Here is a 21,576-nt window from a genome sequence, read left to right as displayed (position 1 = left end):
GTTAGTCAGCGGGTTTTTTAATTTGCCTTGATCAGGTGCTTTCTACGCGAAAGCCAACCTTGAGAACCACCTGATAGTGCGCAACCTTCCCATTAGTCACGTGGCCTCGGGTTTCCTGAACTTCAAACCATTCTACATTTTTCACCGATTTACTTGTCTCGGCGATCGCGTGCTCGATGGCTTCTTCGATGCTGGTGGTAGAAGAGCCAACAATTTCGACTTTCTTGTAAACGTGATGGTTGGACATGTAGTACTCCTTGCTTGCTGTGCATGTTCACTGAGTATGGCAAAAGATATTCGGGTTAGTTCAGAACACACCACGCGCGGGTTAATGCACCATGTTGCCACGAAGGACGAAAACCAGTGGGTCGGGGCTGAGGACTGCTTGATGCGAACACTCTTATAGAACAGCGGTCCCACGAGTGTTGCAGCCACCTTTTACACGGACTGGCATTGCAAAATCACATTTCCGGCATATAATCGGAAACACAAATCAATCTCATTATGACCCAAACGGGTACAGGGAGTTCTAATTCATGGCAGTTCATTTTCCACTCAAGGCTTTGGCGCTTGCAGTCTCCGCGACCTTCATCCTGACCGCATGCAACAACGATGATGACTATGCTCCCGCTGCACAGGCCAGTGATTCGCCGGCAGTAGAGACTATGGCTGATGCCGAGCCGGGCGCGGAAGTGTTCCCGTCTGATGAAAACGAAACAGCTTCCGCCAGTGTCGATCACCAGGCGGTTGCAGCGCACTATGCTGATATGGCGCACGCCAATTATCAGGATGCGCTGAAAACCGCACGGACCCTCAACGAAGCCACTGATGCTCTGATTGCGGAACCCACTGAAGAGAATCTGGCAGCAGCCAAGCAGGCCTGGCTGCAAGCCCGAGTGGCCTATCAGCAATCCGAAGTCTTTCGTTTCGGCAACGCCGTTGTCGATGACTGGGAGGGCCAGATGAACGCCTGGCCACTGGATGAAGGCATGATTGACTATGTCGCCGCCGATGATTACCAATACGAGATGGGTAACGAAGGTGCTACCGCCAACATTATTGCCAACCAGGAAATCAACGTGGGAGGCGAAACGGTTGACGTCAGCACCCTCACCCCGGAAATCCTGGCTAACCTGAATGAAGCTGGCGGTTCCGAGGCCAATGTTGCCACCGGTTATCATGCAGTTGAATTTCTGCTTTGGGGCCAGGATCTGAACGGCTTTGAACATGGTGCTGGCAGCCGTCCGGTTACTGATTATGCCAAGGGCGAGGAGTGCACCAATGGCAACTGTGACCGCCGCGGCGAATATCTTGATGCGGTCACCGATCTGTTGGTCAACGACCTTGAGTGGATGGTTGGCCAGTGGGCGCCAGGTGAAGGCGGCAACTACCGGCAAGAACTGCTTGCCCTGCAACCACAGGAAGTCTTCCAGAAAATGCTGTTCGGGATGGGATCCCTCTCCCTGGGCGAGCTGGCTGGCGAGCGCATGAAAGTTGCATTGGAAGCCAACTCCTATGAAGACGAGCATGACTGCTTCAGTGACAACACCCACAACTCGCATTTCTATAATGCCAAGGGCGTGCAGAATGTTTACCTGGGCACCTACACCACCACCGATGGCGAAGAAATGTCTGGCCCTGCCCTCTCCGATCTGATGGCAGACCGTAATCCGGAGCTTGATCAGAAACTGCGCGGCGACCTCGAGCAGACCATGGCAGCTCTGCAGCAGATGAAGGACGCTGCCGAAGCGAGCGACGAGCCCATGTCATTCGACATGATGATTGCACCTGGTAATGAGCAAGGCGCAAAGATCGTCAACAAGGCTATCGCTGCTCTGGTTGAACAGACCGGTACCATCGAGCAGATCGCCAACGAGCTGGGCCTGGATTCGCTGGAGCCGGACGACGCCGGGCATTCTTTCTGATTCGCCGGACAGTTCGGAAACAGCGGTAACAATTGAAAGCCTGGCGTATCGCGCCGGGCTTTTATTCTTTCAGTGACTACATAGACCTGCATTCATGAACTCACTTTTTCACTCGTCGGGTGCAGTTGCACCACGACTAGCATGCGTAACTCTGCTTATTGCCCTTCTGGCCGCTGGCACAGAGGCTCACAGTTATCCGCTCCAGGAGACCCCCCAAACGGGCGGAGAAGGAACGGTTGAGCAATCCGATCACAATGCTTTCTCGCTGCCCCAGGGCAATCTGTCCATGACCAAGCGACTTGATTTCAGTGTGGGCAACAGTTTCTTCCGTAATCCCTGGGTTATTGCACCCTCCAGCACAGCAGCCCGAGACGGTCTGGGCGCGCTGTTCAATACCAACTCCTGTCAGGGTTGCCATATCAAGGATGGCCGTGGTCACCCTCCCCTGACCGATGAAGCAAGCATCTCCCTGTTCTTGCGCCTGGCGATGCCAGCCGATCCAGAAAAAGATGTCGAGATCCTTGAGCAGCACGGCTTTGTCCCGCATCCGGTTTACGGTAGCCAGTTACAGACCGCCGCTATTCCGGGTTTCAAGCCAGAAGCCGAGTTGGTAATCAACTGGACCCAGCGTGAGGAGTTACTGGGCGATGGCACCAAGGTGACAATGCGCGTGCCGCATTATCGAATAGAAAACCCACAGTACGGACCACTGCCTGCCGATTTGTTGACGTCCCCGCGGGTGGCCCCGCCCATGATCGGCCTGGGTCTGCTGGCGAATATTCCAGAGGAGCTGATTCTAGCTGCGGCCGACCCGGATGATACCGATAACGATGGTATCTCGGGCCGGGCCAACCGCGTGTGGGACAAGGCTGAAAAAACCACTGTACTTGGCCGTTTTGGCTGGAAAGCCAGTGAACCAACGGTCATGCAGCAGAGTATGGGTGCTTTTGCGGGTGATATGGGCCTGACTTCCGCACTGGTTCCGGGAACCGATTGCACGCCCAGCCAGGGCTGCGATGCCGCCCCCCATGGAGGCGAACCCGAGGTCAGCGATGAAGTGGCTGGGTTTATCGATTTCTACGCCAGCAGCCTTGCGGTGCCGGCCCGCCGTAACATGGACGACCCACAAGTTATGGCTGGAGCCAAGCTGTTTAATCAGAGCGACTGCGCTGCCTGCCACACCCCACGGCATGTCACTGGCGAGGCAGCCGGCCGGCCTGATTTGAGTCATCAGACCATATGGCCTTATACCGACCTGTTGTTGCACGACATGGGCTCAGGTCTGGCAGATGGCCGTGATGAATTTCTAGCCAATGGCAATGAATGGCGTACACCGCCATTGTGGGGTTTAGGTCTTGCCCAGGAGATCAACCCGCGGGCGGGCTTCCTGCATGATGGCCGTGCAGAAACGCTGGAACAGGCGATCCTCTGGCATGGTGGTGAAGCTCAGGCGTCGGCTGATCGCTATCGGTCGATGACGGTTAAAGATCGCTCTGCTCTTATTCGCTTTCTCGAGTCCCTATGAACATCACTTTATGGAGTATCGACATGCGTTTGTTTCACCGCTCGAGAAAACTGCTGGTGTATCTGTGCGGGTTGTTTGCCATTTCTCTCAGCCAGCTGGCCATTGCCCAGCAACACGCCAAACCCCAATGGCACGCGGACCTGAATACAGGCTACGAGGCGTTTGTCATTAGCAGCGAAGCGCTGCAAGAGCGCGCCCGGGCCTATTGCCAGGCACCGGACAATCATCAAGTAACGACGATTCGCGATGCGTGGTTGAGCGCCTTTTTGGATTGGCAGCGGATTCGGTTTGTCGACTTCGGTCCAATCGAGCAAGACAACATTGCCTGGCAATTGCAGTTCTGGCCGGATTCCAAGAACCTGATCGCCCGCAAGACAGACCAGTGGCTGCAAGGTGAGCAGCTCATTGATGCGGCATCAATTGCCAGCGACAGTGTCGCAGCCAAAGGGTTTCCCGCCCTGGAATATGTATTATTCGACCCACGTGTCGTCAACGCCGGTCACGCACTACCCGCCAAACGCGCCTGTGACTTTCTGCAGACGGTAAGCGCACAGATCCACACCAACGCCATGCGGCTGCAAGCTGGCTGGACAAGTTTCGAGCTGCATTTCCTAAGCCGGCCAGAGTATGTTCACACCACCGTTTTGGCCGCCATGCACAGCCTGGAAATCCTGCGCGACAAGCGCCTTGCGGCGCCCATGGGGCTAGGCAGCACGACCCGGCGCAATCCGTATATTGCCGACGCCTGGCGCAGTGGTGAATCACTGGCCACCATGCACGCAACGCTTGCTGGCCTGCAGACCTATTTTTTACCCGGGCTGGTTATCCTGTTGGAGGAACGCAAGCTCACACCGCTTGCGGAACAATTTCGCAAGCAATTGAGTGCCACCTTGGCACGTCTGGAAAACATGCCTGCAGCCCTCACGCCTTTACTTGAAAGTGACGACGGTTATCGTCAGTTGCAGCTGCTCTATATTGATGTTGATCGCCTGACGACGTTGCTTAACGGCAGTATTGCCAGCGAACTGGGCATCATAAAGGGCTTCAACTCGAGCGACGGAGACTGATACCCGTGATCAACCGTAGAGCTTTGCTGCGCGCGGGTCTGGCCAGTGTGGGTGCCATGGCCGCTTTCTCTGTGATGGGGGCCGCAAGGTCAGCGACGCAGAGCTCTTCTGCCCGGCCCGGCCCACTGTATCTCAGTGCCCTGGATGATGCAGACGGAGGGCATTTCATTGCCGGTTTCTATGAGGACGGCGTGATTGGCTTTCGCCTGCCCGTGCCGGAGCGTGGGCATGGCGGTTGCAGACGGCCACTTGCCAACGAAGTCGTCATGTTCAGTCGCAGGCCCGGCCGCCATTTTCAGGTAATTGACTTTCAGGCAGGTACCATTGTTCGGCAGATCGAGGCAGAAAAAGATCATCACTTTTATGGGCATGGCGTTTTCAGTCCGGACGGTAACCTGCTGTACGCTACCGCCAATCATTACCCCAGCGGTGGCGGAAAGATTCTGGTGTACGACGCGCAACACGCCTACCAGTTGCTGGGCGACCTGGACGTCGACGGGATTGGCCCGCACGAGATTCGTCTGCATCCGGACGGCCAGACTCTGGTGGTTGCCCTGGGTGGCATCAGGACGCATCCCGACTACGATCGCATCAAGCTCAATCTGGCCGACATGCAGCCCGCGCTATTGCTGATCAATCGCGACAGTGGTCATATTTCCCAACGACACGAGCCATCCCACCACCAGCTCAGCCTTCGCCATCTGGATGTGAGTAAGGAAGGGATTGTTATCGCCGGGTATCAATTTGAAGGCCAGGCATGGGAAACACCACCGCTGATTGGGCGGCTGGATTGTGCCAATAGCGAGTTTTCCGAGATCAAACTGCCTGCAGAGCAGCAGAGCAAATTACGCAATTACATTGCCAGCGTGGCCATTGATCCTGCGAGCCATATCGTGGCGGTGACTGCGCCGCGTGGCAATCGCGCTTTGCTGCTGGATTATATGACCTGTGAGACCCTGGAAACGGTAGAGATCGACGACGTTGCCGGTGCTATTGCCGACCGGCGCAGCACCTTCGTGTTTACCTCAGGCATGGGCGGCATCTATCTCAATCGGGCAAGTCGTGTGACGCGGATCGAGGCCAGTGATCAGCGATGGGACAATCATCTAACGTCAACTCGCACCTGACATCAATACTGCCTGGATAAAACTAGCGGCTGGCAACCATTTTTTCGATACAGGTACGGGAAGCCTCTGGCAACTGGGTGAAGTGCAAGCCGGTCCAGTACTGCCCCCCGGCGAGGCTTTCCCGGTTCCAGAGGCTTTCGGCATCAAGAAAGAACTCGGTCAAGCCGTTGAGCGTCATTGGCAGGCTCACCTGCAGCGCATAGTGCTTGTAGAGATCAATAGGCCGATCGCTCAGCAGCATAAGTCCTTCGGCATGCAGATCTACAACCCTGCCCAGGTGGTTACCCGTATCCAGATCGTACACCTCGAGACTTGTGCTCACTGTTTTTCGTTCCAGTTTTCGTTTTTCGTACATATTTGACTCAATGGTCAAGGTAATAGTCCATGTTTTTGCCCGCGGTGCCTGACCCATACAGTCTGCTGGAAACTGATGCTGGCTAACAGCCATGCGCCAAAGAATTAACGTTAACTACTCCGCAAATCTCGCCATAATTCTGACACCGCCCAAGTAATGGCACAATGACATATTCGTATCTTTGAGTAATTTGCGATGTCGTTGTAGCGACGGCTGGCTGGCCAGGTTACTCTCGATCAATCAACCTTTAGAGAAACAGTGCATGTTACACAAAACACTTTCCAGTCTTTTTTGTGCCCTACTAATGGTAGGGCCTGCTCTGGCCCATGACTACCAGGTTGGGGACCTCCACATAGCCCACCCTTGGGCGCGCCCCCTTCCCCCGGTCGTGCCTTCCGGCGCCGCCTATATGGTCATTGAAAACCGCGGCAACAATCAGGAAATCCTGGTCGATGCCCATTCGCCGATTGCAGAAAAGGTCGAGGTACACGAGCACGTTCATGTGGATGGGCTGATGAAAATGCAGAGGGTTGATCAGCTAGCTATTCCGCCAGGTGCTGAGGTTGTCTTCAAACCCGGTGGCTACCACCTCATGATGTTCGGCCTGAAGCAACCGCTCGAAGCGGGCGAGCGTTTTCCAATGACCCTGGTCTTCACAGATGGCGGTAGTATCGAGGTGCAGGTAATGATTGAAGAGAAGCCGCCCAGCACCACGGCGCACGACACTCACTCGGCTGATATAGAGCGGAGCGAGCATCAGCACCACTGAATCAGTCTTTTTCAGCGGGCTTGCGATCCAGTAGATGAAAACGTGGCAACCCCAGATGCCAGCGGATTGCTGCGAGCCGGATGACCAGCACCGTAGCTACTGCAATTGCCACATCCAGGTCGGCTGGTGTATCCAGTCGGTATAGACCGATATACACCAACGACCCGACGATGCAGGCTGTTGCATAGATCTCTCGCTGAAAAATCAGCGGGATCTCGTTGCAGATGATGTCGCGTATTACGCCACCGGCCACGCCGGTCATCACGCCCATGATGACGGCGGCACTGACTGGTACCGATTGTGCCAACGCCACCTGCGTACCGATCACGGTGAAAATCGCCAATCCGAACGCATCCGCGACCAGCAGGCCGGTTTCATGGATTGGTCTTGTCAAGCGAACCCAGGCAATGGTGCCAAGTGCCCCCAGAACCGCAACCAGAATATAGAGATCGTCACGAATCCAGACAACCGGATGGTTGTCCAGAATCGTATCTCTCAGGGTTCCCCCTCCCAGTGAGGTGATAAGCGCAATTACCAGCACCCCGAACAGGTCCATGGACTTGCGTCCAGCCATCAATGCGCCAGAGATGGCAAACACGGCGACACCAAAAAGATCAAACGCGTAAAACCAGCTCATGCCCACAGCTCCTGTCGGCTCAGTCGGGATCTACACGCGTAGGGACCCGCATCGTCACGAATTCTTCAGCGGCTGTGGGATGGATACCCAGAGTGGCATCAAACATGGCCTTGGTCGCTCCCGCCTTGAGTGCAATCGCCATGCCCTGGACGATCTCCCCCGCATCCGGGCCAACCATGTGAACACCCAGTACCCGGTCGGTCTGCTTGTCGACGATCATCTTCATCAGGCTCTCTTCCCCCCGTCCGGCCAAGGTGTTGCGCATCGGGCGGAATCGGCTTTCGTAGACAGCGAGTGTGTAGCCCTTGCCTCTGGCCTGCTCTTCAGTCAGCCCCAGAGCTGCCACGTTGGGGATGCAGAACACCGCGGTGGCGATATCGTCATAATCCACCGGGCGGTATTCGTCGGGCTTGTACAGGCGCCGCACAAGCGCCATGCCCTCAGCCAGCGCGACCGGTGTCAGCTGCATGGTATGGGTAACATCACCTATGGCAAGCACGGCGGGATCGCTGGTCTGATAATCCTGGTCGACATCGATGAAACCCATATCGTCCACGGTGACTCCGGTATTCTCCAGACCCAGTCCGGCAATATTGGGGCGCCTGCCAGTGGCGTAAAGCACCAGATCGGTCTCCAGTGTTGAGCCATCGGACAGCGACAGCGACAGCACTCCGTCCTCGCGGCGCTCGACGGAAAGCACATCGGTGTTAAAGCGCAGATCCAGCTCCTTGGCCTTCATGGTAGTAGCCATGTGTTCACGGATGCTTTGATCGAACCCGCGCAGAAACAGGTCTCCACGGTACAACTGAGTCACCTCGCAGCCGACGCCCTGGAAGATACTGGCGAACTCTATTGCGATATAACCACCGCCTACCACGGTTACCCGTTTTGGGAGGGTTTCGAGGTAAAAGGCTTCGTTGGAGCTTATGACATGTTCGCTACCAGGAAAATCCGGGATGTAAGGCCAGCCGCCTGTGGCTACCAGAACACGCTCGGCGGTGAAGGTCTTGTCACCTACCGCAACGGTATGCGAGTCCACAAAGCGTGCACGCCCATCAATAAGCGTGACCCCTGCGCTGGAGAGCAGATTGCGGTAGATGCCGTTAAGCCGCGTAATTTCGCGGTTCTTGTTTTCCAGCAGGCGGCTCCAGGTAAAGCTGGTTTCGCCAATGTTCCAGCCATAGCCATGGGCATCTTCCATGTCTTCGGCGAAATGCGCAGCATAGGCGAACAGTTTCTTTGGCACGCAGCCAACGTTGACGCAGGTGCCTCCGAGGTACAGGTCTTCGGCAACGGCAACTTTCGCCCCATAACTTGCGGCGAGGCGGCTGGCCCGCACGCCTCCTGACCCGGCCCCGATTACAAAAAGGTCAAAATCAAAATCGCTCATGTTTCCGCCTGGCTGCTGAAAAAAGATGCCACAGCATAACGCATCGACAGGCTGTTTTGCCCACGCATTAGCCCACCAGATGGTTTGTCACCACGGGATCATGATTCGACCTGTTTCTCGCCCTTGTCCTTGCCCTCCGTCGAGGCATGTTCAATAGTGGCATTGAGCTCTGCACCCAGGAGTAATACCGCTGAGGAGATGTAAAAGAACAGCAGCAGCACAATCATCGCTCCGATCCCGCCGTACATGGCGTCGTAGTTGCCGAAATTGCTGACGTAGAAGCCGAACCCCAAGGAAGCGACTATCCAGATGATCACAGCCATTATTGATCCTGGAGTGATGTAACGAAATTTCTGTTCGACGTCAGGTGTGAAGTAATACAAAAGGGCAACTACTAACATCAGCAGCATGATAGCGAACGGCCAGCGTAAAACGGCCCACAGCGTAACCGCCATATCACCTAGCCCCACCCAGCTACCTATCCACGCTATCAAGCCCGGCCCCACCACCATCAGTGCCGTAGCAGTGAGCAGCAGCAATGCAAGCCCGACGGTGTATGCCACGGAAAGCAGATAGCGTTTCCAGCCCGGTCTGGTTTCAGACACGTTGTAAGCCTTGTTCATTGCGTTCATCAGCGAGCGGATGCCGTTTGACGCTACCCAGATTGCCACCACAATGGCTACCGAGAAGATGCTGTTCTTGCCGCTTTGCAAATCAGTAATCACAGGATCCACGATCTCTAGTGCTGCCGATGGAAGCACCAGCGCCGCCTGCTCACGTAACCAGCCGAAAAAATCCTGTAGGTTGAGAAAGCTCAGCATGGCTATCAGGAAAAGCAGAAAGGGAAAAAGCGCAAAGAGTGCGCGGTATGAGAGTGCCGCGGCGTAAGTGGGCATATCATCGGAGATGAAGTTCTTGAAGGTACGCTTGATCAGCGTGAAAGTACTCGTTCCCTGCAGATCCAGAAATGCCATTGTCGTCCCTCGGTACATGAATCGTCTCTAGGTCTGACGATAACATCAAGCAAGAGTTCTGCGTTGCCAAAAAGACTGGTGATAAGACAGAAGAGCGGGGTTTATATAACCACATCAGTGTAATTTACCCTGATGCCTCGTGGTGTATCTGACCATTAAGTTTAAAATGTTAACAAACTCATGGGGTTAAGTAGCGGCATGAAATATGCTTAAGGTTACAGGGAGAAGCGAAACTTCGCTTCAAGATCCAACAAAGGACTATCAGTAATGCCTAACCACACTCTTGGCTTATGCCTCGCGATTGTAATTACGGCTCTGCCGCTCAGCCTGTCCCATGCCGAAGATAATGCCGGTGCTCATGCCCATGGTGGGGAAACGCACCAGCAGCAGAGTGAAAGACCAAATGCTCTGCAATTGAACAACGGCAATCAGTGGCAGACCGATGGTCCGTTACGCAAGGCCATGGCCAGATTAAGAAACGATCTGCAGCCACTGGCGCTGGATATTCATCAGCGTCGGCTCTCAGTTGATCACTACGACGCGATTGCTGCCAGCGTGAATGACCAGGTGACCTATATGATTGACAATTGCGAGCTGGAGGCCCAAGCGGATGCACAACTGCATGTGATCATTGCCGAGCTAATGGCTGGAGTCGTCTTGATGCAGGGCGATAAGCACGGGCAGGCTCGTAGCGATGGTGCCATACGGGTGGTGGAGGCGTTGAACAGCTACGCAACCTACTTCAATGACCCGACTTTCGAAAAGCTTGATCACTAACTGCTCACTCTCGATAGCCCGCGACCTCAGTCAGGCTCGGCGGACGGACAGCCACTGAGAGGGTTCATGCCGTTACCATGCTGGAAGAGTGCAGGCGGGCTGCACTCGCCATTGCATACAGAGTTTTCCCAGGAAGCCGGTTTTTTCAGTGCATGTCATGCCCATGCTGCGAGGACGCGGACTGCTGCAATACTTGCTGATCTATCTCTTCAAAGCGCAACATTTGTCCGCCATGTTCGTCAGCGAGTGTCTGCGCCGCAGCTTCGTCTGCAAAGCTGGCCAGACTGGCGCCCATTGCGCTCTTCAGCGGAATGCCGATGACGTAAAAGGCCTGGGTTGCGTCGATCAGGTGCGCATCATCTGGCGAGCTCCATGTGCTCTGGCCCATGTCGTGAACGAACAGCGAAACATCACTGATGCGGTTTTCAGGCTGCAGCCACCAGCCGAACATCTCGGCAGTCGAGCAAAACTTGCGCACGCCATCATTGCCCACGCCCTGCCCTTTCGGCCCCTCGAATTCGCTGATCACCATCCCACAGACATGGCACTCGTCTTCCTGATGGAATGCCACAGGTTCGCGGGCGACCTGCTCGACATCTTCTTTGCCACAGGCCAGCAAGCTCAAACCCAACAGGGCAATTGCAATCAGGCGCGCGCTGCGCCCTTCGAGATAACTCATCATCCAGATATCCTCATAGCTACACAACACGTCGACGGAATAACCAATAAGCCAATAGCAGGGAAACACCCACCCAAACCACCAGGCAGGCCCACAACAGCCAACCTGATATGGGCAGATCATCACCCAGGGTGAGTACACCCACGGCGCTGCTGCCAACTTCAAAGCCGGACAGATTGATCAGGCGGTAGATGTCGGTGGGGTTGAATAATAAAAGCCAGGGCAACAGGTCCGGATTGAACTTGCCCTCGCTGATAACAAGTACCGCCAGCAACGCAAGATCGAATACCAGCACGAACACGAACCACACCCCAAGGGCCAGACCCGCCGCGGTCGATTTTTCCCGGGCAAGGCTGCTCAACACGTAGGCCAGGGCCAGGAACACCCAGCCCAGCAGCGTCGAAGAGATCATGAAACGTCCGAATGCCCACATCAGCAGGCTCAGTTCCACATCTTCGACCAGGACACCGATGGCCACGGCAGCGCAGCCAAAACCGATCAAGGTGGCCAGGGCCAGGATCAAGCCATGCCCGAAAAACTTGCCCAGGAGTATCTGTCCGCGGCCGAGCGGATAGGTCAGAAGCAACATCAGCGTACCACCCTCCTCCTCGCCGACGATCGCATCGTAGGCCAGCATCAAGGCGATCAGTGGCATGAGAAAGGTTGCCAGACTGGCGAGGCTAGCAATGGTCGCCGGAATAGACGTAAAACCCACCTGCCCTGAAGCCGCTGCGCCAAACCAGGCGATGCCTACTGCCAGCAATGCGAACACCAGACTGATCGCCAGCAACCAGCGATTGCGTAGCCCGTCGCTGAGTTCCTTGCGCGCGATATTCCATATCTGGTTCATGCCGTGACCTCGCTGGCCTGATCCATATAGTGGCGATAGAGGTCGGTGAGCGAGGGCTGGTGAATTTCGATGTCAGTCAGTGTTTCTCCGGCGAGCAGCTCACGTAACAGGTCAAGCTTCTGATCCCCGCGTGCAACTACTTCGATACCGTCGTTACCAAGGGGCGTGGCAATATGACCAGCTGCGTTCCACCGTTGCAGCCATGACTCCCGATCGACCACACCGCTGACCCGGATACGCTCGGGCAGCGCAGCCTCCTGGCGCAAGCTGGTCAGGGTGCCCACTGCCTGCAGGCGACCACCTGCGAGGATGGCACCTCGATCGATATGCCGTTCGACGCCCGGCAGTACGTGGGAACAGAGAATGACGCTGCAGCCCTGTTGGCGCAGGCCATCGATCAGGCTGTACAGATCCTCGGTGGCAACCGGGTCCAGCCCGACAGTAGGCTCGTCCAGTAACAACAACCGGGGCTCGCCCAGCAATGCTTGCGCCAGGCCCAGGCGTTGGCGCATACCTTTGGAATAGGTGCGTACCTTGCGATCGGCCGCGTGCCCCAGACCTACCTGCTCCAGCAAATGGTCGGTCTGGCTGGTGTGAGCACCTTTGAGACGGGCAAAGTGACGCAATGTTTCGCGCCCACTCAGTTGTGCATAGAAAGTGACATTCTCGGGTAGATAACCGAGTGTGCGACGAACCTGCGGATCATTCGGCTCGCGACCCAGCACCCGCACTCGACCTTCGGTGGCGTTGAGCAGGCCAAGAACAAGTTTCATGGTAGTGGTCTTGCCTGCCCCGTTATGTCCGAACAGGCCGAGCACTTCACCTTCGTCCAGGGTCAGGCTAAGGTCTTCGAGCACGGTCATGGTGCCGTAGCGCTGGGTGAGATTCTGGATTTCAACAGCATTCATCGAGTGGTTTCCTGAATCAGCGCCGGACTGTCGGCCGGCAGCTTCATTAGCGGATGACTATCCTGCACGCCCGGTGACTTGGTCACCGGGAAAACTCGCTGCACCCAGCGCAACAGTTCAATGGCCGGGCTGTTCATCAACAAGCGCACCTGCGGATAGAGCCAGAGCAGTCTGTCGATATTGTCGTTCGGTTCGTAGGACACATCGCCGATACCGTCATCATCACGATCCCAGCCCAGATAATCGCTCCAATAGTTACCCTGCCCCTCCACCGACCATTCCTGGGTTCGGGTAGCGACATATTTGACTTGTTGCTGGTTACCCACAAAGGCATTGCGACTGATCTTGTTGTCCTCAGAACCAGCAGTAAGATGTATTCCCAACCCGCTGTTTTCAAAATAATTATTCTCAATGGTATTGAACAGGGAGTTATAGATGAACAAAGCCTTGCCTTCCGCGCCCGAGATCATGGCATCACCATCTCCCTGGTGTGCATCGGATACGAAGTTATCGCTTATCGTGGAGTAGGTGATGTAGTTCATCAGAATGCCGTAATTCTGATCGTGCTCGGAGCGATTACCGGTGACCGTCAGTTGACGGCTCTGCATCAGCGCATAGCCGGTACGGGTATTGCGCGTGAGATTTCCGATTACCGTATTGTCGTGGGAAAACATGTAGTGCACGCCATAGCGCAGATCTTCCAGCGTATTGCCCTCGATCTGATTGCCGTTGGAATTGCCGATATATACGCCGTCGCGGGTGTGGCGCACATGGTTATCGATAATGCGGGCACCCTTGGTACTGAACATATGGATGCCATTGCCACGGTTTTGCGAGCGAACCGTCTCGTCTCCTTCAATGTCGTTGCCGATCACGCTGACATCACTGGCTTGATCGATCCAGATGCCAAAACCGGGCCCCCGCAGACGGTTGCCGCGCAGGGTCACGCGATCCGCGTGTGGATGAATGAAAACCCCCGCATCCAGATCGGTCAGGTTCGCTCCCCACTCCAGCAAGGTGCAGTTCTCGAGCGTGACGTCCGGGGCTTTGATCTCGACGATATGGCCGGTGCCCTGGCCTCTTAGTATTGCGCCATCTTCGCAACGCAGATGGATAGGCTGATCAATCAGAAACTGACCCTGATACTCCCCTTCAGGGAGGATCCAGCGGTTGTCACTGTCGGCAGACAGTGGCAAGTCAACAATATTCTGGGGAGCCGCCTGGGCAACTCCGGAAACATACAGTAATGCACATGTAGCACTAAAGCGCGATACCACTCTCGCCAGTCTTTTCGGCACTGCTGTTACCTTCTTTGGGCGCCATAGAAAAACAGCCCGGCGATTTCGCCGGGCTGTTAAGCATGCTGACAACGTGCTTATCAGGCGGGCTCGACCAACATCCGGCCAGTCATTTCCATGTGCAATGCGTGGCAGAACCAGCTGCAGTAGTACCAGTACACACCGGGTTTGTCGGCAGTAAAGGTAATAGAGGAGGTCTGCTGCGGACTGATTTCCATGCTCACACCATGGTTGACCATCACGAAGCCGTGGGTCACATCCTCGATCTGGTCGATGTTGGTGATGGTCACAGTGACCTCATCACCCTGCTTGACGGTGAACTCTGTTACACCGTAAGCCGGCGCAAAGGACGTCATGTAGACGCGCACCTTGTTGCCGTCGCGGATCACCTTGTTATCGGAAGTCAGGCTGATGCCGTCCTTTTCCGCCCGTTTGACCGTCTCGGCAAAGAACGGATCATCACGATCCCAGATCTTCTTGGTCCGGATCTGATCACGACGCGCCAGAACACAGTCATGCGGCTCGGCAAAGGCAGGACCATCATGCACCAGCTTCATTTCGTCACCGGAGATGTCAAACAACTGGTCGTTCTCTGGGTGCAACGGACCGGTTGGCAAGAATCGATCCTTGCCGAACTTGCTCAGCACTACCATCCATTGACCATCTGCTTCGGACGTTTCAGTCAGCGACGCATGGTTATGACCGGGCTGATAGTGCACATCAATCTTCTGCTTGATGTACTTCACGTCTTCGCCGTTATACGCACGAATAGCATCTGCCATGTTCCACTTAACCACCTGGCTATCAATGAACAGGGTGGTATAGGCATTTCCACGGCCATCAAAAGTCGTGTGCAGCGGTCCGAGGCCCAGTTCAACTTCAGCAACGATCACCTCACGTGGATCTTCGAACTTGTCGTCGAACAGATCATCGAGTCGGTCGATAGCGATCATGCTGACCGTAGGTGACAGCTTGCCGGCTGCTACAAAGTACTTGCCATCAGGCGAGGTGTTGCAGCCGTGGGGGTTCTTCGGCACGGGGATGTACCGCGTCAGCTCTGAGCCGGCGCGGCCGTTCACAACTGGCACTTTCGAGTCGCCCAGGGTGATAAAGTCGCCTTTTTTGACCGCAGCTTCGATGCGAGCGATATTGAACACCACTACCCAGTCGCGTTCTGCGCGCATCATGCCGCCCAGATCAGTGGCCTTTTCCGAGTTGTAGCAGGTAGATGCTGCGTATTTGCCGGTAAAGTCTGAGTCGGTATTGTCCAGGTTACCATCAACGATAACCTGGAAAGCGACTTCCATACTCTCGGCATCGATCACGTTGAACATGGTGTAGACATCATCGCCAGTCATGTCGAAGTTGCTGCCGTCGTTCGGGTGCGGAATGAAGTACTCGGCATTGGCATAAACGTACTTGGTATACGGCACTTTTTGTAGCCGCAGGCCATGAATCGCCTGAACGTTGGGGATCGTGGTGATCTTGTCGCACTTCATGATATCCAGGCGGATACGCGCGACGCGGCTGTTGGCCTTGTCGTTGATGAACAGGTATTTGCCGTCGTACTTGCCATCGGTCATGGAGAGGTGCGGATGGTGACAGTCCCCATTCAGAAACTTCGCACCATCGCCCAGGATCTTTCTGCTTTCGTTGGTAAGACCCCAGCCGGTGGCCGAATCAACGTTGAAAACGGGGATGCGCATCAGCTCGCGCATGGACGGGACGCCCATGACCCGGACCTCACCCTGATGCCCGCCGCTCCAGAAACCATAATACGAATCCAGTTCGCCTGGCGCGACATGGATCTTGGACTTGCCCTTACCCTCCTTTGCGGCCTGGGCGAAGGCCTCGCGGCTCATGACGGAACTGCCCAGCGTCGCTGCGCCGAAAACTGCTGCGCCGGTCATGGCGCTGGCACCGAGGAAGCCGCGGCGGCTTAGTCCTTTGGACTCAATTATCTCGCCTGCTTTATCTTTGTCGCTCATCTTGTGCTCCTTGAATACTTTATATTCGGATCCTGAACGTTAAGATTTCTGCTCGTTCAGGGTTCAACCACATGCACAGGTATCAGCTCGGGTATGGGCTCCTTCTTCCCATTTCGGGCGCGCTTTTTCTTGAGGATCAACGGCGGACATTTTTCGTCGTTGTGATAGGTCATCTGACAATCCAGACAGTAGTGGCACTCGTTATGATTGATGTGTCCATCCGGATGAATGGCCTGGATCTCACACTCTTTGGCGCACAACTGGCAGGGGTCACCGCACTCCTTGCGACGCTTCAACCAGTCAAACAAACGGAACTTTGAAGGGATGGCTAGCGCTGCGCCGAGCGGACAGATGTAGCGGCAGTACACCTTGCGAGTGAATATGCTGATCACCAGCAGGATCACCGCATACAACACAAACCACCATTGGCGATCGAATTTGAGAGTGATGGCCGTCTTGAACGGCTCCACCTCGGCCGCCCGCTCCGCGACTGACATGGACTCCAGCGATATGGCAAAGAGGACCATAAGCACGATGTATTTGATCGCCCAAAGCCGCTCATGCACTGCGAAGGGCAGTTCATACTGAGGCACTTTCAGTTTGCGTGCTGCTTCGTTGATCAGCTCCTGCAGAGCGCCGAAGGGGCACAGCCAGCCGCAAAACACCCCGCGCCCCCAAAGCAGGATGCTGCCTGCAGTGAAGACCCACAGGATAAAGATGATCGGGTCGGTGAGAAACAGCTCCCAACGGAAGTCATCAAAGACCGCGTGAACAAAGGTCAGTACGTTGACTATCGACAACTGACCCAGCGCATACCAGCCGAGAAACACCACGGTGAAAACCAGATATCCGCGACGTAGCCAATGCAGCATGGTTGGGTGCTTGGTGAGTTTGTCCTGGAAGAACAGGATCCCGAGCAAAACCAGCAGTGCCGTAATGACCACGGCGATCTGCCAGCTTTGTTGATACCAGATATTGACCCACATAGGCCGGTTGGCTTCTTCGATGGCAGCCAGCTCCTGCTCAGTGGGCAGCGGCCGCTCGAGGTAATCCTCAGGAAGCTGGTATGCAAGCTCGAAGCTGCTGAACATACTGCTCACCGGCCCGGTCTGACGGCGAACCAGCAGCTCTAGGGACCAGGGCGTGCCAGGGTCGAACGCATGCTCATCCCGCACGATAAAGATGGACTTCTCGTCAAAATCGGGCGTACCAGCGGCATACACATCCGACAGACGATCATGATCCAGGTCGCGAAAACTCATCATTTCGCCGAACTGCCGCAACTGCAAACGATCAAAGATGCCACCGCGGACGTAACCGGAACCCTTGTAGGAGTAATCTCCACGTCCCATCACAGCGATGGCGTGTTCACCAGGTTCGAGATCTTCCATCAGAAATCGGTACTGGTTGTCACCCAGCAAGTTGCGACCAATGGTAGGCGGGTTGAGATGCGCAACGTACAGATCAATGAAGGTCGTGTCGGCCTGATCTGGGCCTGCTTCGTCTATTCCCTCTGCAGGCGTACCGCGAAAAGCTTCGTCGATCTGACCATGGGTTAGACGCAGGCGGCGGATTGCTCCATTCCCGGTGAGAGTTTCCCAGTCCGCTTCCTGATATACATCATCTCGAACAGTGGCCGGCCTGGTTCCGACACCACTTGTCTCTTCGACCAGCCCCAGGGAAACCGCCACTGTATGCGCAGTGCCCATGACAATTTCATTGACCACCATGACGGTCACTGTAGCGCCGCTCACTGCATCCACAGTGACCGCGTTTTCATCTCTCGAGCGGCCGACCACTACACGCTGGTTGACGGAGACGCCGGTATACTTGGAGGTAAAATCGTGCAATTTTTGCTCGGGGATGCCGATGAGCAAAATGGGCTCATGATGCTCAAGTACATAGGCATCAACGATTACGCCCAACGGATCCAGGATCACATGGAGATTGATAGGTTTGCCGGAATAGGCGGGAATAGTAGTGACGTCAATACTCTGGTAGCTATAACCCACCACCTCCTCGCCTGCATACAAGGTACGGACGTTGTACTCACCTTCGGGCTCGGAGATGACATCAACGTCGGGCAACGCAGTATCAATGCGCTGTTGCACAAGCTCGGTGGATTCCTGGGCGACAGCAGCCTGGAATGCTCCCAACGCAAGAAAAACGCAGACGGCAGTTCTGCATAGCCATGCAGAGCTGAGAAGGTTGGTCATTCAACGAGACTCCCGTTGCGGTGAGGGGACTTGCGGGGCGATCAGTGTAGGTCCAATCCAAACTTTTAGAATTGATATTGATCAAAAACGATTTTTTACTTGTTATCGTCTTTTTTCGCGTCAAATCACCGTTTTTCGCGAAAATTGCATTTATGGCCCGCTGTTCAATGTTCGATGTTCGATGTTCGATGTTGAATCAGACTTGGGCTTTTTATCGCTTACAGGTAGGGACCGCCGGAAAGCGGATACGTTCAGGAGGAATGTTCGAGAAGTTGGTTTCTGGGTGCTGGAGCGCTATAAAGCAGAAATAATGAAACGGGATAATTGATGCCGGAGAAGAATAACCAATGGTGCCCGGAGCCGGAATCGAACCGGCACGGAGTTGCCTCCGAGGGATTTTAAGTCCCTTGCGTCTACCAGTTTCGCCATCCGGGCTAGCAGGTACTGAATGCTACTGAATAATGGAGGCCGAGGTCGGAATCGAACCGGCGTACACGGATTTGCAATCCGCTGCATGACCACTCTGCCACCCGGCCTCAGAGGAAAACAGCTACGTTGTGGGTGAGTCAAACGTAACTTTTATCGATACCGGCAATCGCAACAAAAACATCTCAGATATTAACTTATCTTGTTGATAAGACTGATAATTTTCAAGCGTGCCGCAATCGATGGGCTGCATTATGTATTAATTTGGAGGGCTTGGCAAGCATGCCCTGAACTCTAGAGGCAGACCTGCTTGTACAACGGCTCGCCAGGCTCAAGCTGCCGCATAGCGGACACTCGCAAGGATCCGTCCTCGGCCATTGGCACAAGTTCCCGAGTATCACAATTGAGCAGGTGGGTCTGGTGCGAGACCAGGTCCACGTATTCCTTGTCGAACGTGTAAAGTATGAATTGACGAACACGCTGCTCATCACGGTCAGTCCGGATGATGTTTTCGGTGTCCAGTACAGTAAAGCCTACTGTCATCGGGAACAGATAAGTCCAGGGACGCCAGAACACGCCTTCCTGATCCAGAGCTATCACCTGCGACGCTGCAGGTAACTGGCTTTGTTTATGCTCGAACCAGGAATACTCATAGTAGATCTGGTAAGCCAGCATTCCCGCTCCGGCAAATATTGGAACTATCCATGTCGGCAGTTTCTTTCCAGTCAAACCGCGCAACAGGAAAGCGATCCCCGCCGCGCCCAGGCCTGCTACAGCCAATGCAAATAAATGCCAGATCATAAATTCATTTCCCGGAAATAAGGCGGGCTCCCATAAGGAAGCCCGCTCAGGTTCAGCCAGTTGCAGAGCGTGGCCCTGCAGGTCTGGCTTGGATAGTACTCAGTGATCCAGCGCGGTGCCAGCTCCTTTCGGGTAGCGGACGCTCTCTACCAGATCCTGAATTTCCTGCGGAGGCTCCTCTGTCGCGTAGGCTACTGCGAATGCGACGGCAAAGTTGATCAGCGCACCAACTGCCCCGAAGGCCAAAGGCGAGATGCCAAACACCCAGTTCGCTGGAATGTTTTCCAGGGTGTTGGTGCCTGGGATAAAGAACCAGCCCAGATAGATGAAGATGTACACGGTGGTGGCGATCAAGCCGGCCAGCATGCCCAATACCGCGCCCTTGCTGTTGATGCGCTTGGAGAAAATACCCATCATCAGTACGGGGAAGATGGTTGCCGCGGCAATACCGAACGCCAGTGCGACCACCTGTGCAGCAAATCCGGGTGGATTGATACCCAGGTACGTGGCAATGATAATGGCTACCGCCATGGAAATACGGGCTGCCAGCATTTCTCCTTTATCCGTGATATCGGGTTTTATGATCTTCTTGATCAGGTCGTGACTGATTGCCGATGAAATCGCCAACAGAAGACCCGCAGCGGTGGAAAGCGCCGCTGCAATGCCCCCCGCCGCAATCAGACCGATGACCCATCCCGGCAGGTTGGCGATCTCAGGGTTCGCCAGTACCAGAATGTCGTTGTTGACGACCAGCTCACTACCCTCCCAGCCACGCGCTTCGGCTGTTTCAGCAAATGCAGGCACATCGTTGTACATCTGGATACGACCGTCATTATTCTTGTCTTCATAGGTGACAAGCCCGGTTGCTTCCCATGTCCTGATCCATTCTGGCCGTTCCTCGTATTCCAGTGATTCGGCGGTCGGACCTTCAGGATAGACAGTGTCGATCAGGTTCAAACGGCCCATGGAGGCGACAGCGGGTGCAGTGGTATACAGAATCGCGATGAATACCAGCGCCCAGCCGGCGGTCCAACGCGCATCGGCGACCTTTGGCACAGTGAAGAAGCGAATGATGACGTGCGGCAGACCAGCAGTACCGATCATCAACGACACAGTGAACAGGAACATGTTCAGCTTGTTGGAGACGTCAGCGGTATAGTCCTGAAAGCCAAGCTCATTAACCACTTGATCCAGTTTCTGCAACATGGGCATGCCGGACTCCAGATGGGTTCCGAACAGACCTGTCTGTGGTAATACATGACCCGTCATTTGCAGCGAAATAAAGATCGCGGGAATGGTGTAGGCAATGATCAGCACGACGTACTGGGCAACCTGGGTGTAGGTAATACCCTTCATGCCGCCCAGCACCGCATAAGCGAATACCACTGCAGATGCGATAATCAGGCCGGTGGTGCTGTCGACTTCAAGAAAGCGCGCAAATGCCACGCCTGCACCGGTCATCTGCCCGATAACGTAGGTGGTGGAAATCACCAGAAGACAGATGACTGCTACTACCCGCGCCGCATTGCTGTTGAACCGATCACCGACGAAATCCGGCACGGTGTATTTGCCAAATTTGCGCAGGTAGGGAGCCAGCAACATCGCCAGGAGCACGAAGCCGCCGGTCCAGCCCATCAGGAATGACGAGTTGACATAGCCAACCGAGATCAGGCCAGCCATTGAGATGAAAGAGGCCGCAGACATCCAGTCAGCTGCCGTCGCCATGCCGTTCGCGACGGGATGCACGCCGCCGCCTGCGACATAGAATTCTTTAGTCGATCCGGCACGCGCCCATATCGCAATGAAGATATAGACAGCGAAAGACCCGCCGACGAACAAGAGGTTGATAACGAATTGGCTCATT

General features: G+C 55.1%; 19 protein-coding genes and 2 tRNA genes. 6 read left to right on the top strand and 15 right to left on the bottom strand.

The features are described from left to right. Positions 1-31: 31 nt before the first annotated feature. Positions 32-247, bottom strand: a complete 216-nt coding sequence (locus tag IEV54_RS11070; RefSeq protein WP_150276946.1) for a dodecin — start codon at positions 245-247, stop codon at positions 32-34. 289 nt (positions 248-536) lie between these two features. On the opposite strand from IEV54_RS11070, the gene IEV54_RS11065 reads away from it, so the two are divergent. From IEV54_RS11065 to IEV54_RS11050, 4 genes are all read left to right on the top strand, one after another. Further along, a complete protein-coding gene (locus IEV54_RS11065; RefSeq protein WP_150276947.1) occupies positions 537-1,925 on the top strand; it encodes an imelysin family protein in 1,389 nt (462 codons plus the stop codon). A 94-nt stretch (positions 1,926-2,019) separates the two neighbouring features. After that, a complete protein-coding gene (locus IEV54_RS11060; protein ID WP_150276948.1) occupies positions 2,020-3,450 on the top strand; it encodes a di-heme oxidoreductase family protein in 1,431 nt (476 codons plus the stop codon). 23 nt (positions 3,451-3,473) lie between these two features. After that, complete coding sequence (locus tag IEV54_RS11055) at positions 3,474-4,517, top strand: imelysin family protein (protein ID WP_188434436.1); 1,044 nt, start codon at positions 3,474-3,476, stop codon at positions 4,515-4,517. A 5-nt stretch (positions 4,518-4,522) separates the two neighbouring features. Further along, entirely contained in the window at positions 4,523-5,644 is a 1,122-nt protein-coding gene (locus IEV54_RS11050; RefSeq protein WP_223825387.1) for a DUF1513 domain-containing protein, read from the top strand. Between the two features lie 22 nt (positions 5,645-5,666). Here IEV54_RS11050 and IEV54_RS11045 read toward each other — a convergent pair whose 3' ends face one another. After that, positions 5,667-5,999 carry a PilZ domain-containing protein gene (locus IEV54_RS11045; protein ID WP_223825388.1) on the bottom strand — a complete coding sequence of 111 codons (333 nt, stop codon included), beginning with the start codon at positions 5,997-5,999 and terminating at the stop codon, positions 5,667-5,669. 262 nt (positions 6,000-6,261) lie between these two features. Here IEV54_RS11045 and IEV54_RS11040 point away from each other — a divergent pair, with 262 nt between their 5' ends. Then, a complete protein-coding gene (locus IEV54_RS11040; RefSeq protein ID WP_150276951.1) occupies positions 6,262-6,768 on the top strand; it encodes a copper chaperone PCu(A)C in 507 nt (168 codons plus the stop codon). A 1-nt stretch (position 6,769) separates the two neighbouring features. On the opposite strand, the gene IEV54_RS11035 is transcribed toward IEV54_RS11040, so the two are convergent. The 3 genes from IEV54_RS11035 to IEV54_RS11025 all read right to left on the bottom strand — a co-directional run bounded on the left by IEV54_RS11035 (position 6,770) and on the right by IEV54_RS11025 (position 9,769). Next, a complete protein-coding gene (locus IEV54_RS11035) occupies positions 6,770-7,405 on the bottom strand; it encodes a trimeric intracellular cation channel family protein (protein WP_150276952.1) in 636 nt (211 codons plus the stop codon). A 19-nt stretch (positions 7,406-7,424) separates the two neighbouring features. Next, positions 7,425-8,795 carry a glutathione-disulfide reductase gene (gene gorA / locus IEV54_RS11030; protein WP_188434432.1) on the bottom strand — a complete coding sequence of 457 codons (1,371 nt, stop codon included), beginning with the start codon at positions 8,793-8,795 and terminating at the stop codon, positions 7,425-7,427. A 98-nt stretch (positions 8,796-8,893) separates the two neighbouring features. Further along, positions 8,894-9,769: a YihY/virulence factor BrkB family protein gene (locus IEV54_RS11025; RefSeq protein WP_150276953.1), complete on the bottom strand. Its 876-nt coding sequence runs from the start codon at positions 9,767-9,769 to the stop codon at positions 8,894-8,896. 267 nt (positions 9,770-10,036) lie between these two features. On the opposite strand from IEV54_RS11025, the gene IEV54_RS11020 reads away from it, so the two are divergent. Next, positions 10,037-10,546 (top strand): hypothetical protein, encoded by a 510-nt coding sequence (locus IEV54_RS11020; protein ID WP_150276954.1) that lies wholly within the window; start codon positions 10,037-10,039, stop codon positions 10,544-10,546. A gap of 145 nt (positions 10,547-10,691) precedes the next feature. On the opposite strand, the gene IEV54_RS11015 is transcribed toward IEV54_RS11020, so the two are convergent. The 10 genes from IEV54_RS11015 to IEV54_RS10970 form a co-directional block, all read right to left on the bottom strand. Continuing rightward, complete coding sequence (locus IEV54_RS11015; protein ID WP_150276955.1) at positions 10,692-11,228, bottom strand: nitrous oxide reductase accessory protein NosL; 537 nt, start codon at positions 11,226-11,228, stop codon at positions 10,692-10,694. Positions 11,229-11,244: 16 nt separating this feature from the next. Continuing rightward, complete coding sequence (locus IEV54_RS11010) at positions 11,245-12,075, bottom strand: ABC transporter permease (protein WP_150276956.1); 831 nt, start codon at positions 12,073-12,075, stop codon at positions 11,245-11,247. After that, on the bottom strand, positions 12,072-12,983 hold the full coding sequence (locus IEV54_RS11005) for an ABC transporter ATP-binding protein (RefSeq protein WP_150276957.1): 912 nt from the start codon (positions 12,981-12,983) through the stop codon (positions 12,072-12,074). Before IEV54_RS11005 ends, IEV54_RS11010 begins: the two co-directional genes overlap by 4 nt. Continuing rightward, complete coding sequence (locus tag IEV54_RS11000) at positions 12,980-14,281, bottom strand: nitrous oxide reductase family maturation protein NosD (protein WP_223825389.1); 1,302 nt, start codon at positions 14,279-14,281, stop codon at positions 12,980-12,982. Before IEV54_RS11000 ends, IEV54_RS11005 begins: the two co-directional genes overlap by 4 nt. An 80-nt stretch (positions 14,282-14,361) precedes the next feature. Continuing rightward, complete coding sequence (gene nosZ / locus IEV54_RS10995) at positions 14,362-16,269, bottom strand: TAT-dependent nitrous-oxide reductase (protein ID WP_150276958.1); 1,908 nt, start codon at positions 16,267-16,269, stop codon at positions 14,362-14,364. 56 nt (positions 16,270-16,325) lie between these two features. Further along, positions 16,326-18,485, bottom strand: coding sequence for a transcriptional regulator NosR (gene nosR / locus IEV54_RS10990; RefSeq protein WP_188434430.1), 2,160 nt, complete (start codon positions 18,483-18,485; stop codon positions 16,326-16,328). Positions 18,486-18,833: 348 nt separating this feature from the next. Beyond that, positions 18,834-18,920, bottom strand: a tRNA-Leu gene (locus tag IEV54_RS10985). 27 nt (positions 18,921-18,947) lie between these two features. Then, a tRNA-Cys gene (locus tag IEV54_RS10980) sits at positions 18,948-19,021 on the bottom strand. A gap of 184 nt (positions 19,022-19,205) precedes the next feature. Next, entirely contained in the window at positions 19,206-19,712 is a 507-nt protein-coding gene (locus IEV54_RS10975) for a hypothetical protein (protein WP_150276959.1), read from the bottom strand. Between the two features lie 99 nt (positions 19,713-19,811). Next, entirely contained in the window at positions 19,812-21,575 is a 1,764-nt protein-coding gene (locus tag IEV54_RS10970; RefSeq protein ID WP_150276960.1) for a sodium:solute symporter family protein, read from the bottom strand. Position 21,576: the final 1 nt, after the last annotated feature.

The organism is Halopseudomonas salina (assembly GCF_014637955.1).
Classification (GTDB): domain Bacteria; phylum Pseudomonadota; class Gammaproteobacteria; order Pseudomonadales; family Pseudomonadaceae; genus Halopseudomonas; species Halopseudomonas salina.
This window is presented reverse-complemented; position numbering and strand designations above follow the sequence as displayed.

Excerpts from the sequence above, each read along its gene's own strand:
- IEV54_RS11045 (WP_223825388.1), bottom strand. The coding sequence starts at position 5,999 with ATGTACGAAAAACGAAAACTGGAACGAAAAACAGTGAGCACAAGTCTC.
- IEV54_RS11035 (WP_150276952.1), bottom strand. The coding sequence starts at position 7,405 with ATGAGCTGGTTTTACGCGTTTGATCTTTTTGGTGTCGCCGTGTTTGCC.
- IEV54_RS11025 (WP_150276953.1), bottom strand. The coding sequence starts at position 9,769 with ATGGCATTTCTGGATCTGCAGGGAACGAGTACTTTCACGCTGATCAAG.
- IEV54_RS11065 (WP_150276947.1), top strand. The coding sequence starts at position 537 with ATGGCAGTTCATTTTCCACTCAAGGCTTTGGCGCTTGCAGTCTCCGCG.
- IEV54_RS10970 (WP_150276960.1), bottom strand. The coding sequence starts at position 21,575 with ATGAGCCAATTCGTTATCAACCTCTTGTTCGTCGGCGGGTCTTTCGCT.
- IEV54_RS11070 (WP_150276946.1), bottom strand. The coding sequence starts at position 247 with ATGTCCAACCATCACGTTTACAAGAAAGTCGAAATTGTTGGCTCTTCT.
- IEV54_RS11010 (WP_150276956.1), bottom strand. The coding sequence starts at position 12,075 with ATGAACCAGATATGGAATATCGCGCGCAAGGAACTCAGCGACGGGCTA.
- nosZ (WP_150276958.1), bottom strand. The coding sequence starts at position 16,269 with ATGAGCGACAAAGATAAAGCAGGCGAGATAATTGAGTCCAAAGGACTA.
- IEV54_RS10975 (WP_150276959.1), bottom strand. The coding sequence starts at position 19,712 with ATGATCTGGCATTTATTTGCATTGGCTGTAGCAGGCCTGGGCGCGGCG.
- IEV54_RS11040 (WP_150276951.1), top strand. The coding sequence starts at position 6,262 with ATGTTACACAAAACACTTTCCAGTCTTTTTTGTGCCCTACTAATGGTA.
- IEV54_RS11055 (WP_188434436.1), top strand. The coding sequence starts at position 3,474 with ATGCGTTTGTTTCACCGCTCGAGAAAACTGCTGGTGTATCTGTGCGGG.
- IEV54_RS11060 (WP_150276948.1), top strand. The coding sequence starts at position 2,020 with ATGAACTCACTTTTTCACTCGTCGGGTGCAGTTGCACCACGACTAGCA.
- gorA (WP_188434432.1), bottom strand. The coding sequence starts at position 8,795 with ATGAGCGATTTTGATTTTGACCTTTTTGTAATCGGGGCCGGGTCAGGA.
- IEV54_RS11020 (WP_150276954.1), top strand. The coding sequence starts at position 10,037 with ATGCCTAACCACACTCTTGGCTTATGCCTCGCGATTGTAATTACGGCT.
- IEV54_RS11005 (WP_150276957.1), bottom strand. The coding sequence starts at position 12,983 with ATGAATGCTGTTGAAATCCAGAATCTCACCCAGCGCTACGGCACCATG.
- IEV54_RS11015 (WP_150276955.1), bottom strand. The coding sequence starts at position 11,228 with ATGATGAGTTATCTCGAAGGGCGCAGCGCGCGCCTGATTGCAATTGCC.
- nosR (WP_188434430.1), bottom strand. The coding sequence starts at position 18,485 with ATGACCAACCTTCTCAGCTCTGCATGGCTATGCAGAACTGCCGTCTGC.